Source organism: Actinomycetospora cinnamomea (genome assembly GCF_003096675.1).
Lineage (GTDB): Bacteria > Actinomycetota > Actinomycetes > Mycobacteriales > Pseudonocardiaceae > Actinomycetospora > Actinomycetospora cinnamomea.
In genome coordinates, this window is the sequence record NZ_QEKW01000003.1 from 71,828 (window position 1) to 87,717 (window position 15,890).

The 15,890-nt window shown below is 73.7% G+C and carries 16 protein-coding genes; 7 read left to right on the forward strand and 9 right to left on the reverse strand.

Annotated elements, in window-relative coordinates; genetic code table 11:
- Nucleotides 1-30 precede the first annotated feature (30 nt).
- Both C8D89_RS07315 and C8D89_RS07320 read left to right on the forward strand, forming a co-directional pair.
- Nucleotides 31-477 (forward strand): universal stress protein, encoded by a 447-nt coding sequence (locus C8D89_RS07315; protein ID WP_116707778.1) that lies wholly within the window; start codon nt 31-33, stop codon nt 475-477.
- Entirely contained in the window at nt 474-1,532 is a 1,059-nt protein-coding gene (locus C8D89_RS07320) for an adenylate/guanylate cyclase domain-containing protein (protein ID WP_116707463.1), read from the forward strand. The genes C8D89_RS07315 and C8D89_RS07320 overlap by 4 nt, the downstream gene beginning before the upstream one ends.
- Nucleotides 1,533-1,672: 140 nt before the next feature.
- Here C8D89_RS07320 and C8D89_RS07325 read toward each other — a convergent pair whose 3' ends face one another.
- The 7 genes from C8D89_RS07325 to C8D89_RS07355 are packed head-to-tail and all read right to left on the reverse strand — an operon-like array spanning nt 1,673 to nt 8,140.
- A complete protein-coding gene (locus C8D89_RS07325) occupies nt 1,673-2,071 on the reverse strand; it encodes a metal-sulfur cluster assembly factor (protein ID WP_116707464.1) in 399 nt (132 codons plus the stop codon).
- Entirely contained in the window at nt 2,064-2,543 is a 480-nt protein-coding gene (gene sufU, locus C8D89_RS07330; protein WP_116707465.1) for a Fe-S cluster assembly sulfur transfer protein SufU, read from the reverse strand. The genes C8D89_RS07325 and sufU overlap by 8 nt, the downstream gene beginning before the upstream one ends.
- Nucleotides 2,540-3,853: a cysteine desulfurase gene (locus C8D89_RS07335; RefSeq protein WP_116707466.1), complete on the reverse strand. Its 1,314-nt coding sequence runs from the start codon at nt 3,851-3,853 to the stop codon at nt 2,540-2,542. Before C8D89_RS07335 ends, sufU begins: the two co-directional genes overlap by 4 nt.
- On the reverse strand, nt 3,850-4,632 hold the full coding sequence (sufC, locus tag C8D89_RS07340) for a Fe-S cluster assembly ATPase SufC (protein ID WP_116707467.1): 783 nt from the start codon (nt 4,630-4,632) through the stop codon (nt 3,850-3,852). Before sufC ends, C8D89_RS07335 begins: the two co-directional genes overlap by 4 nt.
- A gap of 60 nt (nt 4,633-4,692) precedes the next feature.
- The gene (gene sufD / locus C8D89_RS07345) at nt 4,693-5,973 is read right to left on the reverse strand and encodes a Fe-S cluster assembly protein SufD (protein WP_116707468.1); all 1,281 of its coding nucleotides are present in this window, start codon (nt 5,971-5,973) and stop codon (nt 4,693-4,695) included.
- Entirely contained in the window at nt 5,970-7,436 is a 1,467-nt protein-coding gene (gene sufB / locus C8D89_RS07350; RefSeq protein WP_116707469.1) for a Fe-S cluster assembly protein SufB, read from the reverse strand. Before sufB ends, sufD begins: the two co-directional genes overlap by 4 nt.
- Complete coding sequence (locus C8D89_RS07355) at nt 7,433-8,140, reverse strand: helix-turn-helix transcriptional regulator (RefSeq protein ID WP_116707470.1); 708 nt, start codon at nt 8,138-8,140, stop codon at nt 7,433-7,435. The genes sufB and C8D89_RS07355 overlap by 4 nt, the downstream gene beginning before the upstream one ends.
- A gap of 188 nt (nt 8,141-8,328) precedes the next feature.
- Between C8D89_RS07355 and mptB the strand changes: the two genes are divergently transcribed.
- From mptB to C8D89_RS07380, 5 genes are all read left to right on the forward strand, one after another.
- A complete protein-coding gene (gene mptB, locus C8D89_RS07360; RefSeq protein ID WP_243417929.1) occupies nt 8,329-9,876 on the forward strand; it encodes a polyprenol phosphomannose-dependent alpha 1,6 mannosyltransferase MptB in 1,548 nt (515 codons plus the stop codon).
- A gap of 10 nt (nt 9,877-9,886) precedes the next feature.
- Nucleotides 9,887-10,816, forward strand: a complete 930-nt coding sequence (locus tag C8D89_RS07365; protein ID WP_116707471.1) for an ABC transporter ATP-binding protein — start codon at nt 9,887-9,889, stop codon at nt 10,814-10,816.
- Nucleotides 10,817-10,964: 148 nt separating this feature from the next.
- Nucleotides 10,965-11,678, forward strand: a complete 714-nt coding sequence (locus C8D89_RS07370; protein ID WP_116707779.1) for an ABC transporter permease — start codon at nt 10,965-10,967, stop codon at nt 11,676-11,678.
- 65 nt (nt 11,679-11,743) lie between these two features.
- Complete coding sequence (locus C8D89_RS07375; protein ID WP_243417930.1) at nt 11,744-12,718, forward strand: COX15/CtaA family protein; 975 nt, start codon at nt 11,744-11,746, stop codon at nt 12,716-12,718.
- Between the two features lies 1 nt (nt 12,719).
- Nucleotides 12,720-13,694, forward strand: coding sequence for a quinone oxidoreductase family protein (locus C8D89_RS07380; protein ID WP_116707473.1), 975 nt, complete (start codon nt 12,720-12,722; stop codon nt 13,692-13,694).
- Nucleotides 13,695-13,767: 73 nt separating this feature from the next.
- On the opposite strand, the gene C8D89_RS07385 is transcribed toward C8D89_RS07380, so the two are convergent.
- A complete protein-coding gene (locus C8D89_RS07385; RefSeq protein WP_133251836.1) occupies nt 13,768-14,619 on the reverse strand; it encodes a hypothetical protein in 852 nt (283 codons plus the stop codon).
- A gap of 112 nt (nt 14,620-14,731) precedes the next feature.
- Nucleotides 14,732-15,667 (reverse strand): heme o synthase, encoded by a 936-nt coding sequence (locus C8D89_RS07390; protein WP_243417931.1) that lies wholly within the window; start codon nt 15,665-15,667, stop codon nt 14,732-14,734.
- Nucleotides 15,668-15,890: the final 223 nt, after the last annotated feature.

Genomic DNA, 15,890 nt, shown 5'->3' on the forward strand with positions numbered 1-15,890 from the left:
GTCACCGGACCAGAAGGGGTGCTCCCGACCATGGGTGCCTACCAGATCGTGGCCGTCGGCACCGACGGCTCGGAGTCGTCGTTCCGCGCCGTCGACCGCGCCGCGACGATCGCGGCCGACAGCAAGGCCCTCCTGCTGATCATCTGCGCCTACAAGCCGGCGAGGAACACCGCGGGTGCCGAGCAGGCGCTCGGGGACGACGCGGCCTTCCACGTCGTCGGGTCGACGCCGGCCGAGGAGACGCTGCGCGACGCCCGCGAGCGGGCCTCCACCAAGGGCTCGATCGAGATCGACACCGTGGCGGTGGAGGGCGACCCGATCGAACGGGTCATCGAGGTCGTCGCCGACCGCGGCGCCGACCTCGTGGTCGTCGGCAACCGGGGGCTCAACAGCCTCGCCGGGCGCCTGCTCGGCTCGGTCCCCCAGGGCATCTCCCGGCGCGCCGGCAGCGACGTCCTCATCGTCCACACCACGTGACGGCGGGTCCGGACGACGGCCCGGACGACGACCGCCCGGACGACGACGGCCCGGACGACGACCCGGAAGGCACGGACCCAGGGCGGTGGGCGCGGGCCCAGGAGCGGATCGAGGACCTGCTCCTGGGCGGCCCGCGGACCATGACGCGCGGCGAGGTCCACGAGCGCACGGGCCTGAGCCCCGAGCACACCTCGCGGCTCTGGAGCGCGCTCGGATTCCCCGCCACGCCCGACGACGTGCGCGGCTTCGCCGAGGCCGACCTCGAGGCGCTCGGGCTCTCGGGCCGGCTGCTCGAGGCCGACGCCTTCGACGAGGCCGAGGAACTGGCCGTCGCCCGCGCGCTCGGCCAGGGCCTCGGACGGCTCGCGGAGTGGCAGGCCAACCTGGTGCGCCGCACGATCGTGGACGCCGGTCACGCCGACGACCCGGACGCGGTCGTCGCGGCGGTCGAGGCGCTCGTCCCGACGCTGGAGAAGCTGCAGTCCTACGTGTGGCGCCGTCACCTCGCCGTCACGGCGGGGAGGATGCTCGCGAATCTCGCGGACCCCGACGCGGACCGAGCGGCGGGCAACCGCACGGTCGTCGGTTTCGCCGACATCGTCGGCTTCACGCGCCTGAGCCGCCAGATCGACGAGTCCGACCTGCGGTCGCTGCTCGAGCGCTTCGAGACCGTGTCGACCGAGATCGTCGCCCGCCGGCGGGGACGGATCGTCAAGACCCTCGGCGACGAGATCCTCTTCGTGTGCGACCGCGTCGAGGACGCCGTCGACATCGCGTTCCGCCTGCACGAGCAGGTGCCCGACGGCGAGCGGATCGAGCTGCGCGTCGGGATGGCGCTGGGCGAGGTGCTCCCCCGCTACGGCGACGTCTACGGCCCGGTCGTGAACATCGCCGCGCGCCTGACCTCCGAGGCCCGCCCGGGCTCGGTGCTCGTCGACGAGGACCTCACCGAGGCCCTGCGCGCCACCGACCTGAACCTGGAGATCCGCGCCGTGCCCCCGCTGTCCGTGCGCGGCTACCGCCACCTCCGCCCGCACGTCGTGCGCGAGAAGTAGCAGCGAACGCGCTGTTCGCTGCTTCTAGGCGCGCGAAGTCCCCGTTGATCACGAGAGGCGGCCCCGCCGTCCAGGCCAGCCGCAGGGGTGTGCGTGCTTGCCCGTGCCCTGGCACGGGCAAGCACGCACGAGAGCGGAGCTCAAACGGTGAAGCCCAGGGCCCGGAGCTGCTCGCGCCCGTCGTCGGTGATCTTGTCCGGACCCCACGGCGGCATCCAGACCCAGTTGATGCGCACGTCCTTCGCCAGGCCGCCGCCGGCACCCTGGGTCAGGGCCGCGCGGGCCTGGTCCTCGATGACGTCGGTGAGCGGGCAGGCCGCCGAGGTCAGGGTCATGTCGAGCGTGACCACGGGGCCGGCGTCGTCGCTGTGCACGTCGATGCCGTAGAGCAGGCCGAGGTCGACGACGTTGATGCCGAGCTCGGGGTCGACGACGTCGCGCATGGCCTCCTCGAGGTCGTCCACCGAGGGCAGGTCGGTGCTGGTCGAGGGCGCCTCGGGCATGCCGGCCGCCCCGCGCGTCACGGTGTCATCACTCATGGGTACCTCCAGCTTGAGCCTGCGGCCCTCGAGCCTGGGCAACAGCGTCCTTGAACGCCAGCCACCCGAGCAGCGCGCACTTCACGCGCGCCGGGTAGGCGGCCACGCCGGCGAACGCGACGGCGTCCTCGAGCACGTCCTCGTCCGGCTCGACCTTCCCGCGTCCCTGCACCATGGCCTGGTAGGCGTCGAGCGTCTCGAACGCCTCGCCCACCGTGTGCCCGACGAGCAGGTCGTGGGCCACCGACGTCGCCGCCTGGCTGATCGAGCAGCCCAGGGCGTCGTAGGAGAGGTCCTCGACCTTGGCGTCCCGACCCTCGCCACCGGACAGGTGAACGCGCACGGTGACCTCGTCGCCGCACGTCGGGTTGACGTGGTGCACCTCGGCCTCGAAGGGCTCGCGCAGCCCGTGGCCGTGGGGGTTGCGGTAGTGGTCCAGGATGATCTCCTGGTACATCGAGTCGAGCTTCACTCAGGCACCGTCCCGAAGAACTCCTGCGCCCGCCGCACGCCCGCGACCAGCGCGTCGACCTCCTCCATCGTGTTGTACACGTGGAAGCTCGCGCGGATCGACGCCTGCACGCCGAAGGCCCGGTGCAGCGGCCACGCGCAGTGGTGCCCGACGCGGACGGCGATGCCCGAGTCGTCGAGCACCTGCGACGCGTCGTGCGGGTGGATGCCCTCGATCGTGAACGCGACGGCCCCGCCGCGCGCCTCGGTGGTGCGCGGGCCGACGATCGACACGCCCGGCAGGTCCTGCAGCTTGATCAGGGCCGCGCCGGTCAGCTCGTTCTCGTGGGCCTTGACCGCGTCCATGCCGATCGCGGACAGGTAGTCGACGGCCGCGCCCAGCCCGATGGCCTGGGAGGTCATCGGCACACCGGCCTCGAACTTCGCCGGCGGCGGCGCGTACGTCGCGCCCTCCATCCGGACCATCTCGATCATCGAGCCGCCGGTCAGGAACGGCGGCAGGGCCTCGAGCAGCTCGTGGCGCCCGTAGAGCACGCCGATGCCCGACGGCCCGAGCATCTTGTGCCCGGAGAACGCGGCGAAGTCGACGCCGAGGGCGTGGAGGTCGACCGGCGCGTGGGGCACCGACTGGCAGGCGTCGAGCACCGTGTACGCCCCGACGGCCCTCGCCCGGCGCACGATCTCCTCGACCGGCGGCACCGTGCCGAGCACGTTCGACTGGTGGGTGAACGCGACGACCCTGGTCCGCTCGGTGATCGGGTCGTTCTCGAGGTCCAGCCGCCCGTCCGGGGTGACGGAGAACCAGCGCAGCGTCGCGCCCGTGCGCCGGCAGAGCTCCTGCCACGGCACGAGGTTGGCGTGGTGCTCCATCTCGGTGGTGACGACCTCGTCGCCCGGCCCGAGACGGAAGCGCTCGGCGGCCGGATCGACGCCCTCACCGACCGACGCGTTGCCCATGCCGTAGGCGACGAGGTTGATCGCCTCGGTGGCGTTCTTGGTGAACACCACCTCGGCGATGTCGGCTCCGACGAACGCGGCGATGCGCTCGCGCGCGGACTCGTAGGCGTCGGTGGCCTCCTCGGCCAGCGCGTGCGCCCCGCGGTGCACCGCGGCGTTCGACGTCTCGAGGAAGTGCCGCTCGGCGTCGAGCACCTGGCGCGGGCGCTGCGACGTCGCCCCCGAGTCGAGGTAGACCAGCGGCTTCCCGTCACGGACGGTGCGGCTCAGGATGGGGAAGTCCGCACGGATCTCCGCGACATCCAGGGTCGCACCCCCGGAGGAGCCACCAGCGGTGGGTGCGAGGACCGTCATGCCGGCTGCTCCTCCTTGCTCGACTCGGCGGCGCCGAGGAAGCGCACGTAGCCGTTCTCCTCGAGCTCGTCGGCGAGCTCGGGGCCGCCGGACTCGGCGACCCGCCCGTTCACGAACACGTGGACCCGGTCCGCGGAGATGTAGCGCAGGATGCGGGTGTAGTGCGTGATCAGCAGGATGCCGACGTCGGACTGCGCCTTGTACTCGTTGACGCCCTTGCTGACGACGCGCAGCGCGTCGACGTCGAGGCCCGAGTCGGTCTCGTCGAGGACGGCGAACTTCGGCTTGAGCAGCGCCATCTGCAGCACCTCGTGCCGCTTCTTCTCGCCGCCGGAGAAGCCCTCGTTGACGCTGCGCTCGGCGAACGCCGGGTCGATCTCGAGGTCGGACATCGCGCCCTTGACCTCCTTGACCCAGTGCCGCACCTTCGGCGCCTCGCCGCGGGTGGCGGTGGCGGCGCTGCGCAGGAAGTTCGACATCGAGACGCCGGGCACCTCGACGGGGTACTGCATCGCGAGGAACAGGCCGGCGCGGGCGCGCTCGTCGACCGCCATCTCCAGGACGTCCTCGCCGTCGAGGAGGACCTGGCCCTGGGTCACGGTGTACTTCGGGTGGCCGGCGATCGAGTAGGCCAGCGTGGACTTGCCCGAGCCGTTCGGGCCCATGATCGCGTGGGTCTCGTTCGAGTTCACGGTCAGGTCGACGCCGCGCAGGATCTCCTTGGGACCCGACTCGGTCTCGACCTCGACGTGCAGGTCGCGGATCTCGAGGGTGGACATCAGGCTCTCTCTCAGCGGTCCGTGGTGGTGGGGGACGTGGCCGTCACGCGCCAGCCAGAATCAAGCTCCAACGGCCTCGAGCTCGGCCTCGATGGCCGCCTCGAGCCGGTCGCGCAGCGCGGGCACGCGGATCTTCTGGATGACCTCGCCGAAGAACCCGCGCACGACCAGGCGGCGTGCCTGGGCCTCCGGGATCCCCCGCGCCATCAGGTAGAACAACTGCTCGTCGTCGAATCGTCCCGTGGCGCTGGCGTGACCCGCGCCGACGATCTCGCCGGTCTCGATCTCGAGGTTGGGCACCGAGTCGGCCCGCGCGTTGTCGGTGAGCAGCAGGTTGCGGTTGAGCTCGTAGGTGTCGGTGCCCTCGGCCGCCTTGCGGATCAGCACGTCGCCGATCCACACCGTGTGCGCCGCGGTACCCCCCGCTGAGTCGACAGCGCCCTGCAGCGCGCCCTTGTACGTCACGCGCGACCGGCAGTGCGGGATCGAGTGGTCGACGAGCAGGCGCTGCTCGAAGTGCTGCCCGCCGTCGGCGAAGTACAGCCCGTCGAGCTCGACGTCGCCGCCGGGCTCCCGGTAGTTGATCACCGGGGAGAGACGCACCAGGTCGCCGCCGAGCGTCACCGACGTGTGCCGGATCGTCGCGTCACGGCCCACCGACAGGTGCTGGGCACCGACGTACACCGCGTCGTCGGCCCAGTCGTGCACCTCGACGACCAGGAGCTTCGCGCCGTCGGAGACCACGAGCTCGGTGTTGGCCGCGACCGTGCCCGAGCCGCGGTGGTCGAGGACGACCACGGCCTCGGCGTGGCGCTCGAGGCGCAGCTGCACGTGGGCGAAGGCCACCCGACCCTCGCCCGGGCCCGTCACGGTGACGGTCAGCGGCGCGTCGTCCGAGCGCGCCTCGTTGATCGTCACGACGTGCGCCTCGGTGAACGACGACCACGCCTGCGCCGCGACCCGGTCGGCGGGGATGCCGCCGTCGCCGAGGCGGGCGTCGTCGCGCCCGACGGTCTCGACGCGGACGCCCGAGCCGGTCAGGTCGTCCTCGGCGCTGTCGCCGAAGCCGGCGCGCACCGTGACGTCGACGCGGCCGGTGGCCGTCGCCGAACCGTCGTGCAGACCGCGCAGGCGCCGCAGCGGCGTGAACCGCCACTGCTCCTCGCGCCCGCGCGGGACCTCGAAGGCCTCGACGTCGTAGGAGGTGTGCCGCTCCTCCCACGGCGCGGTCTTCGGGCTCGCCGACGCGATGCCCGGGTCCACGTCGAGGACCGGGGAGCCGGGGGCGTCGATGACGCCGCCCCCGCTCGAAGCCACCGGCCCGGTCTCCTCCGCCGTCATCCGACAGCACCCTCCATCTGCAGCTCGATCAGGCGGTTGAGCTCGAGCGCGTACTCCATGGGCAGCTCGCGCGCGATGGGCTCGACGAACCCGCGCACGATCATGGCCATGGCCTCGTCCTCGGTGAGGCCGCGGGACATCAGGTAGAAGAGCTGGTCCTCGCTGACCTTCGAGACGGTCGCCTCGTGGCCCATCGTCACGTCGTCCTCGCGGACGTCCACGTACGGGTAGGTGTCGCTGCGGCTGATCGTGTCGACCAGCAGCGCGTCGCACTTCACCGTGGACCGCGAGTGGTGCGCACCCTTGTTGACGCGCACGAGGCCGCGGTACGAGGTGCGCCCCCCGCCGCGCGCCACCGACTTCGAGATGATCGTCGACGACGTGTGCGGCGCGAGGTGCACCATCTTCGCGCCCGCGTCCTGGTGCTGGCCCTCGCCGGAGAACGCCACCGAGAGCACCTCGCCCTTGGCGTGCGGCCCGGTGAGCCAGACGGCCGGGTACTTCATGGTCACCTTGGAGCCGATGTTGCCGTCGACCCACTCCATGGTCGCGCCCTCTTCGGCCTTGGCGCGCTTGGTGACCAGGTTGTAGACGTTGTTCGACCAGTTCTGGATGGTCGTGTAGCGGCAGCGGCCGCCCTTCTTCACGACGATCTCGACGACCGCGGAGTGCAGCGAGTCGCTCGAGTAGATCGGCGCCGTGCAGCCCTCGACGTAGTGGACGTAGGCGTCCTCGTCGACGATGATCAGCGTCCGCTCGAACTGGCCCATGTTCTCGGTGTTGATCCGGAAGTAGGCCTGCAGCGGGATGTCCACGTGGACACCCTTCGGCACGTAGATGAACGAGCCGCCGGACCAGACCGCCGAGTTCAGCGCGGAGAACTTGTTGTCGCCGGCCGGGATGACCGAGCCGAAGTACTCCTCGAACAGCTCCGGGTGCTCGCGCAGCCCGGTGTCGGTGTCCATGAAGATGACACCCTGCTGCTCCAGGTCCTCGCGAATCTGGTGGTAGACGACCTCGGACTCGTACTGCGCCGCGACACCGGCCACCAGACGGGCCTTCTCGGCCTCCGGGATGCCGAGCTTGTCGTACGTCGCCTTGATGTCCTCGGGCAGGTCCTCCCAGCTGGCGGCCTGCTTCTCCGTGGACCGGACGAAGTACTTGATGTTGTCGAAGTCGATGCCCGAGAGGTCCGAGCCCCACTGCGGCATCGGCTTCTTCTCGAAGGTGTTCAGCGCCTTGAGCCGCAACTGGAGCATCCAGTCCGGCTCGTCCTTCTTCGACGAGATGTCACGCACCACCGCCTCGTTGAGGCCGCGCTGCGCGCTGGCGCCCGCGACGTCGGTGTCGTGCCACCCGAACTGGTAGGTCCCGAGCGCCGCGAGGGTCTCCTCCTGGGTGAGCTCGGGGGCCCCTGGGATCGACGAGGCGGCGGGGGTGGTCCGCTCCGCGGAGGTGGTCATACGACCTGCCTTCCCTTGACGAGGGTGGTGGTGGAGGTGGTGGTGGGACCGGGTTGTCGGGGGACGTGCGTGGTGCACGCGGCGTCGCCGCGCGCGATGGTCGAGAGCCGTTGCACGTGGGTGCCGAGCAGCTCGGCGAACACCTCGGTCTCGGCCTCGCAGAGCTGGGGGAACTCGGCGGCGACGCCGGCCACCGGGCAGTGGTGCTGGCAGAGCTGGGCGCCCGCCGTGGTCGGCCGCGACGACGCCGCGTAGCCCTCGCGGGACAGCGCCCCGGCCAGGGCCTCGACCCGGGCCGGACGGTCGGCCTGCTCACCGATCTCGCCGCGGTGCTCGGCCAGCAGCCCGAGCACGCGACGGCGGGCGAAGGCGCGGATCGCCTCCTCCCCCGCCGCGTCGGCCAGGTCGTGCAGCGCGGCGACGGCCAGATCGGCGACGTCGTCCTCGCCCCGACCCGCGCGACGGCGTCCCTGCTCGGTGAGCAGGTGCTGGCGGGCGGGCCGGCCGCGACCGCGACCCGACGTCCGGGGCGCCTCGCGCGTGCAGACGGTGCCGTCGGTGACGAGCGCCTCCAGGTGGCGGCGTACCGCGGCACCCGAGAGACCCAGCACCCCGGCGAGGTCCGTCGCCGTCGTCGGCCCGTGCTCGAGCAGGCGGCGCACGATGAGATCCCGGGTGCGGCCGTCGTGCCCGTCGCCACCCATGGCCTCCACCTCCTGCGCGTGCCGGTCCCGCCTTTTGACAACGCCAGTCTTGCGTATTTAGTGCCCCCTCCGCAAAGCGGGGTCGGCGGATCCGATGGTGATCGACCTCACCCAGGGTGACCTCACCTGCCGCGAGCGTGCGGGGACGGGGGCAGGCGCGTCGGTGCCCCTCGGTATCGTCCCGCCCCGTGACCGGGACGGCGCAGGCCCCGCGGGCCCCGGGGCCGACGGCGCCGACGGCAGCCGTCACGCCCCCGGGCGCCACGCCTCCCCCACCCACGCCCGACGAGCGCCGCCGGCTGCGCACGGTGCGTCGTTTCGGGTTCACCGGCGCGCTGCTGATGGCCATCGGCGCGCTGGGCTGCGGGGCCACGCCGGCCCCGGCGTACAACCCGCTGCTCGGCACCCGCGTGCTCGGGCTGTGGGCGCGGATGCCGACGGTCTCGCTGACGCTGGCCTACCTCGGCATGGGCATGCTCGTGCTCGCCTGGCTCTGGCTGGGCCGGCTCGCGTGGCCGGGGCGGGTGCGCCTGTCCGTGCGCCAGCTGACGCGGATCCTCGTCATGTGGATGGCGCCGCTCGCCGTGGCGCCGCCGCTGTTCTCCACCGACGTCTACGGCTACCTCTCGCAGGCCGAGGTGGTCTCGCGCGGGTTCGACCCCTACGTCTACGGCGCGGCCCAGGCGCTCGGCCTGTCGGACCCGCTGGTGGCCAGCATCCCCACGATCTGGCGCACCACGCCGTCGCCCTACGGGCCGGGCTTCCTCACGTTCGGCCGGCTCATCACGTGGATCGCGGGCGACGACATCGTGCTCGGTGTCTACCTGCACCGCGTGCTCGTGCTGATCGCGCTCGGGCTCGTCATCTGGGCCGTGCCGCACCTCGCCCGTCGCGCCGGCGTCGAGCCGATCGCGGCGCTCTGGCTCGCGGTCAGCCCGCTGGTGCTGTTCCACCTCGTCAGCGGCATCCACAACGACGCGATCATGCTCGGCGTCGTCCTGGCGGGCCTCGAGATCGGGATGCGCCGCTCGTGGGTGCTGGGTGCGCTCCTCATCGGGCTCGGCGCCTCGGGCAAGATCCCCGCGGTGCTGGCGCTGGGCTTCCTCGCCGCCCACGTGGCGCGCGAGCGCGGCGGCGGGTTCGGGCGACTGGTCCGCTACGGCGCGGCGTGCTCGGCCCTGGGACTCGGGACGGTCGCCGCGGTGTCGGTGGGCAGCGGGCTGGGCTTCGGGTGGATCCAGGCGCTCTCGGTGCCCAACCTCCTGCGCAGCTGGCTGTCGGTCACCACCGACCTCGGTGTGCTCGGAGGCTGGCTCGGCGGTGTCCTGGGCCTCGGCGACCACACCGAGTCCGTCCTCGACCTCACACGCGCCGCCGGCCTCGGGGTCGCCGCGCTGGTGTGCCTGTGGCTGGTGTTCCAGGTGCTGAACGGTCGCCTGCACGCCGTCGCCGGGATGGGCTACGGCTTCGGCGCGGTGTTCCTCGCCGGCCCCGTGCTGCACCCCTGGTACCTGCTGTGGGCGATCGTCCCGCTCGCCGCGTCGGTGGTGAACCCGCGCATCCGCGGCTTCGCCGTCGCCGTGTGCGCGATCGTGGCCCTGCTCGTGCCGCCCACGGGCGCGGACTTCTCGTTCCGCACCTACCAGCTCCCCATGGCCATCACCGCCGCGGCGCTGCTCGCCGTGGTCCCGCTGCTGGCCGTGCGCGGGCGCGTGCCGCGCACCCCGGCGACCTAGGCTGTCGGTCGTGTCGGGTGCAACGAGCGCGCTGGAGGTGCGCGGGCTCGTCGTGCGTTACCAGGGCCACCCGGCGGTCGACGGGCTCGACCTCGACCTCGCGCCCGGCCGCGTGCTGGCGCTGCTCGGCCCCAACGGCGCCGGCAAGACGACGACGGTGGAGGTGTGCGAGGGCCTGCGGTCCCGGGACGAGGGACGGGTCGCGGTGCTCGGCGTCGACCCCGCCGGCGCGCCCGACACCCTGCGCTCCCGCGTCGGCGTCATGCCGCAGGGAGGCGGCGCCTACCCCGGTGTCCGGGTCCGCGAGATGGTCGGTCTCGTCGCCGCCTGCGCCGCCGACCCGCTCGACCCCGACTGGCTCGTCGAGACCCTCGGCCTCGCCTCCTGCGCCCGCAAGCCCTACAAGCGGCTCTCGGTCGGCCAGCAGCAGCGCCTCGCGCTGGCGTGCGCCGTCGTCGGCCGGCCCGAGCTGGTGTTCCTCGACGAGCCCACCGCGAGCCTCGACCCGCAGGGCCGCCGGCTGGTGTGGGAGCTCGTGCGCGCCCTGCGCGCCGACGGCGTCGCGGTGCTGCTGACCACGCACCTCATGCAGGAGGCCGAGGAGCTCGCGGACCACATCGTGATCGTCGACCACGGCCGGGTCGTCGCCCAGGGCAGCCCCGAGTCGCTCACGGCCGCCGGCGCCGACCGGGAGCTGCGCTTCCGCGCCGCGCCGGGCATGGACCTGCGGCTGTTGGCGTCGGCGCTGCCCGAGGGCTGCACGGTCTCCGAGCCCACGTCGGGCAGCTACCTCGTGGAGGGTGCGATCGACCCGCAGGTCCTGTCCACGGTGACGTCGTGGTGCGCGCGCCAAGGGGTGCTCGCCGACGACCTGCGCGTCGCGCGGCGCAGCCTCGAGGACGTGTTCCTCGAGCTCACCGGGCGGGAGCTGCGCTCGTGAGCCCCCGCAACGACCGGGCCGCCGGTCCTTCCTCCGTCACGCCCGGCCGCCCGTCGGCGGGGGTGGGATCGTGAGCACGGACGGCCACGCGCCCCGCTTCGCCCCCGGCACGTTCACCCCCGCGCCCGGTCGCGGGCCGCTCGGCCGGATGCTCGCCACCCAGGTGGGCCTGGAGACGCGGCTCGCGCTGCGCCAGGGCGAGCAGGTGCTGCTCACGCTGATCATCCCGCTGGCCCTGCTCGTGGGCCTCGCCCTGCTGCGGGTGGTGCCGCTGCCGGAGCCACGCGTGACGTCGGTGCTGGGCTCGGTGCTCGCGCTCGCGGTGATCTCGACGGCGTTCACGAGCCAGGCGATCTCCCTGGGCTTCGACCGCCGCTACGGGGTGCTGCGCCGCCTCGCGGCCACCGCCGTCCCCCGCTGGCTGATCGTCGTCGGGCGGCTCGGGGGCATGGCGGCCGTGGTGCTCGTGCAGCTCGTGGTGCTCGGCGCCGTCGCCCTCGCCCTGGGCTGGCGCCCGGGGACGGGGTCGCTGGGCTGGGTGCTGCTGCTCGTCGTGCTGGGCACGGCCGCGTTCGGCGCGGTGGGCGTGCTGCTCGGCGGCACGCTGCGCGCCGAGCTCGTGCTCGCCGTCGCCAACATCGTCTGGTTCGTGCTGCTCTTCGCCGGCGGGGTGCTGCTGCCGGTCGCGGCGCTGCCCGGCCCGCTCGCGGCCGTCGTCACCCTGCTGCCGTCCGGGGCCCTCGCCGAGGGCCTGCGCGCCGCGCTGCTGGGGGGGACGCCGACCCTCGGGCAGGTCCTGGTGCTGCTCGTGTGGACGCTCGTCGCCGGGCTCGTCGCGAGCCGCACCGTCCGCTGGTCCTGAACGTCCCCTACACGCCGTCGTAGGTCGTCCGGCTCGGCGGCGCCGCCCGTCATAGGATCGTCGTCGTGCTGGAGCGCCTCCCTGCCACACCGCGCCGCCTCATGCGTGGCCTCGCGATCGCCGCCCTGGTCGGCCAGGCCGGCATCGCGGTCACCGGCGCCACGGTCCGCGTGACCGGGTCCGGGCTCGGCTGCCCCACCTGGCCGCAGTGCTTCCCCGGCAGCCTGGTGCCGGTGCCGCACCGCGAGGTCGCCGTGCTGCACCAGTGGGTCGAGTTCGGCAACCGCCTGCTCGGCATCGCGCTGGTGCTGGTCACGGGCGCGTGCCTGCTCGCGGCGCTGAACGTCCGCCCCCGCCGACGCCGCCTGGTGCTACTGGCCGCGACGATGCCGCTCGGGGTCGTCGCCCAGGCCGTGATCGGCGGGATCACGGTGCTCGCCGGTCTCGCCTGGTACACGGTCGCGCCCCACTTCCTCGTGACGATCCCGCTCATCTGGCTCGCCGTCCTGCTGGTGCGCGAGACCTCCCCGGCCGCGATGGCCGCCCCGCCGGGGACGCCGTGGCGCCCCGCCGTACCGGCGGCGCTGCGCGGGCTCCTCGCCGTCACTGCGGTGGTGCTCGCCGCGCTGCTCGTGGCCGGCACCCTGGTCACCGCAGCCGGCCCGCACGGCGGCGACGCCGCCACCCCGCGCCTCGCCGCCATCCCCCTGCCCACGCTCGCGACGGCCCACGCGCACCTGCTCTTCGCGTTCCTCGGCCTGCTCGTCGGCGCCGGGTTCATGGTCCACGCGGTGTCGGCGCCCCGCGCGGTCCTGGTGCGCCTGCGCGTGCTCGTCGCGGTGACGCTGGCGCAGGGCGCGCTGGGCGGTGTGCAGTACGCGCTCGGGGTGCCCGAGCTGCTCGTCGCGCTGCACGTGCTCGGCGCGGTCGTCACCACGGCCGCGACGGCCTGGCTCTGGGCCGCCACCGCCGAGCCCGCACCGGTGTCCGGCCCGCTGCCGGACGACGCCCCCGCCCGCGCGCTCGCCGGGACGGTCTGACGTGCACGCGATCCGGGTCTCGACGCTCGGCGGCCCCGGGGTGCTCGAGCCCGCCGACCTGCCCGACCCCGAGCCCGGCGACGGCGAGGCGCTCGTCGAGGTCGCGGCGATCGGCGTCAACTACATCGACACGTACTTCCGGACCGGCATCTACCCCACCGCGCTGCCCTTCGTGCCCGGCCTCGAGGGCGGCGGCACGGTGCGGGCGGTCGGCCCCGGGGTCACCAGCGTCGCGCCGGGCGACCGCGTGACCTGGACCAACACCCTCGGCTCCTACGCGACGCTCGCGACCGTCCCCGCCGCGGAGCTCGCCGCCGTCCCCGACGCGCTCGACCTCGAGACGGCGACGGCCGTGGTCCTGCAGGGCATGACGGCGCACTACCTCGTCCACGACACCCACCCCGTGGCCCCCGGCGACGCCGTCCTCGTCCACGCCGGGGCCGGCGGGATGGGGCTGCTGCTGTGCCAGATGGCCCGCGCGGCCGGCGCCTTCGTCATCGCGACGACCTCGTCGGAGGAGAAGGACGCCCTCGCCCGCGGCGCCGGCGCCCACGAGACCCTGCGCTACGGCCCCGATCCCGACGACCTCGCCGAGCGGGTCCGCGCCCTCACCGACGGCGAGGGCGTCGCCGTGGTCTACGACGGCGTCGGGCGGGCGACCTTCGACGCCTCCCTGGCGAGCCTGCGTGTCCGCGGCGTGCTGGCGCTCTACGGCGCCGCGAGCGGCCCGGTCCCGCCCGTCGACCCGCAGCGCCTCAACAGCGGCGGCTCGCTCTACCTGACGCGCCCCTCGCTGCACTGGCACGTCCGCACCCCCGAGGCCCTCGCCGCCCGCGCGGACGCGGTGTTCTCGGCCGTCGCCACCGGCGAACTGGACGTGCGCGTGGGCGGGCGCTATCCCCTCGACGCGGCCGCCGACGCCCACCGCGACCTCGAGTCCCGCCGCACCACGGGCAAGCTGCTACTGCAGCCCTGACGGCTGCTCCCCGTTCGCGAGGGGCACACCAGGCACCCTCCGCGTCCTCCTGACGTGCTCGGTGTGCTCCTGATCAACGAGATCGGTCGGCCAGGGCGCCCATGACCTGTTCGGCGAGGACATCCGGCCGGCGCAGGGTGCGGGCGGTGGCCGGGATGATCAGCCAGCCGGCGGCCGCGAGGTCCGCCAGCCGGGCCTGATCGCGCCGCCACTGGACCATGTCGGTGCGGTGGTGGTCACCCTGGTACTCGACCCCGACCCGTGCCCGTCGCCAGCCCATGTCGACACGACCGGCGAAGATCCCGTGGGCGTCGAACACCTCGACCTGGAGGTCCGGCAGCGGCACCCCCTGGGCGACGAGCGCCAGCCGCGTCCGCGTCTCCGGCGGGCTCTCGGCGCGGGGGTCCACGGCGGCCACGACGCGCGGCAGCCGCCTCGTCCCTCGTGCCCCCGGACGGAGGGCGAGCAGCTCCTCCGCAGCGAACCGCCCGACGCGCGCGAGCGCGTCGACGGCCACCACCGCCTCCACGTGCTCGAGGCGGCAGGCCAGGTCGAACGCCGTCCGCCGCGCCGTGGTGACCCGCACCCCGTCGACCTCGACGACCTCGTCGTCGCCCAGCACGTCCTGGCGGACCCGTAGTCCGGGTCGCGAGCGCGTCCGGTGGCGCCCGACGATCAGGTCGACCGCGGCGTCGACCGGCCCGCACGACGCGTCGAGGAGCTCGGCGGCCGCGTGGCCCCCCACGACGGCGCCGGGCACCAGGAGCGAGGCGGCGATCGCGCGGGTGCGCAGGTCGTCGGGAGCCTCGACGGCGACGTGCACGTCGGGGAACAGCCTGCGGGTGGTGGGTCCCGCGAGGACACCGCGGGTCACGAGGCCGGCGTCGCGGGCCTGCCGGCCCCGGAACGGGCGTGGGCTCTGCACGCCCTGTTGGACCACGGCGGGTGCGCCGAGGTTCCGGCCCGGCGCGAGGGGCACAGGAGGCAGGTCAGGAAGCTCGTGGAGCGGCCTGGTGTGCCCCTCGCGAGGCGATACCTCAGAACGGCCAGCCGAAGACCGGCCAGCCGACCGCGGAGTCGACGGCGACGGCGACGAAGAGGCCGGTGAGGTAGGTGTTCGAGAGGTGGAACAGGCGCATCGACTGCACGACCTCGTCGCGCTTGACCGCCGCGTCGAGGCGGTGCGCCGCGACCAGGAACCAGAGGCCGCCGAGGGCCGCGGCGCCGAGGTAGATCCACGAGGTCGCCGGCACGAGCAGCGCCGACCAGGCCACCATCGCCCACGAGTAGGCGACGATCTGGCGGCTGACGCGCCGGGGCGAGGCCACGACGGGGAGCATCGGGATGCCCGCGGCCGCGTAGTCGTCGCGGTAGCGCATCGCCAGCGCCCAGAAGTGGGGCGGGGTCCAGAAGAAGATGATCGCGAAGAGCACGAGCGCCGGCCACTGCACGGTGCCCGTCACCGCCGCCCAGCCGATCACCACCGGCATGCAGCCCGCCGCGCCGCCCCACACGATGTTCTGCGAGGTCCGGCGCTTGAGCAGCAGTGTGTAGACGAGGATGTAGAACGCGATCGCGACGACCGCGAGGCCCGCGGCCACCCAGTTCGCGGTGAGCCCGAGCCACACCGCCGACGCGGCGCCCAGCGCCAGGCCGAACACCAGGGCGTGCGAGCGCGGGACGGCGTCACGGGCCAGGGGCCGTTTCCGGGTGCGCGCCATCTTCGCGTCGATGTCCGCGTCGACCACGCAGTTCAGCGCGTGCGCGCTGGCCGCCGCCCCCGCGCCGCCCACCAGGACGGCGAGCACGAGCCAGAGCGAGGGCACCGACCGCTGGGCGAGCATCATCGCCGGCACCGTGACCACGAGCAGCTGCTCGATGATCCGGGCCTTGGTCAGCGCCAGGTAGGCCCGCAGGGTGGCGAGGAGACCGCCCCGCCGCGTCGCGGGAGCCGAGCCGACCGCCGTGCTCACTCGGGGGCACCTCGCTGTGGTGGACAGGAACTGCTTCGGTCACGACCCCGCGCGTCTCCTACACGCTGTCGTCGACGAGTCTGCACCCCTCGGGCGCGGATCGCTCGCGGGGGGCGTCCCCGCCCGCTGCGGTGTCCGCCACGTCACGGCCGGGTGACCGTCCCGCGGCGGATCACGGACGGGTCGTCGAACGACCCGGCGATCATAGGTCGCCGGTGTCCCC

Bases quoted from the DNA above. Each gene is read 5' to 3' on its own strand.
- sufB (WP_116707469.1), bottom strand. From the start codon at position 7,436: ATGACCACCTCCGCGGAGCGGACCACCCCCGCCGCCTCGTCGATCCCA.
- C8D89_RS07370 (WP_116707779.1), top strand. From the start codon at position 10,965: ATGCTCGCCACCCAGGTGGGCCTGGAGACGCGGCTCGCGCTGCGCCAG.
- C8D89_RS07315 (WP_116707778.1), top strand. From the start codon at position 31: ATGGGTGCCTACCAGATCGTGGCCGTCGGCACCGACGGCTCGGAGTCG.
- sufC (WP_116707467.1), bottom strand. From the start codon at position 4,632: ATGTCCACCCTCGAGATCCGCGACCTGCACGTCGAGGTCGAGACCGAG.
- C8D89_RS07355 (WP_116707470.1), bottom strand. From the start codon at position 8,140: ATGGGTGGCGACGGGCACGACGGCCGCACCCGGGATCTCATCGTGCGC.
- C8D89_RS07325 (WP_116707464.1), bottom strand. From the start codon at position 2,071: ATGAGTGATGACACCGTGACGCGCGGGGCGGCCGGCATGCCCGAGGCG.
- C8D89_RS07335 (WP_116707466.1), bottom strand. From the start codon at position 3,853: ATGACGGTCCTCGCACCCACCGCTGGTGGCTCCTCCGGGGGTGCGACC.
- sufD (WP_116707468.1), bottom strand. From the start codon at position 5,973: ATGACGGCGGAGGAGACCGGGCCGGTGGCTTCGAGCGGGGGCGGCGTC.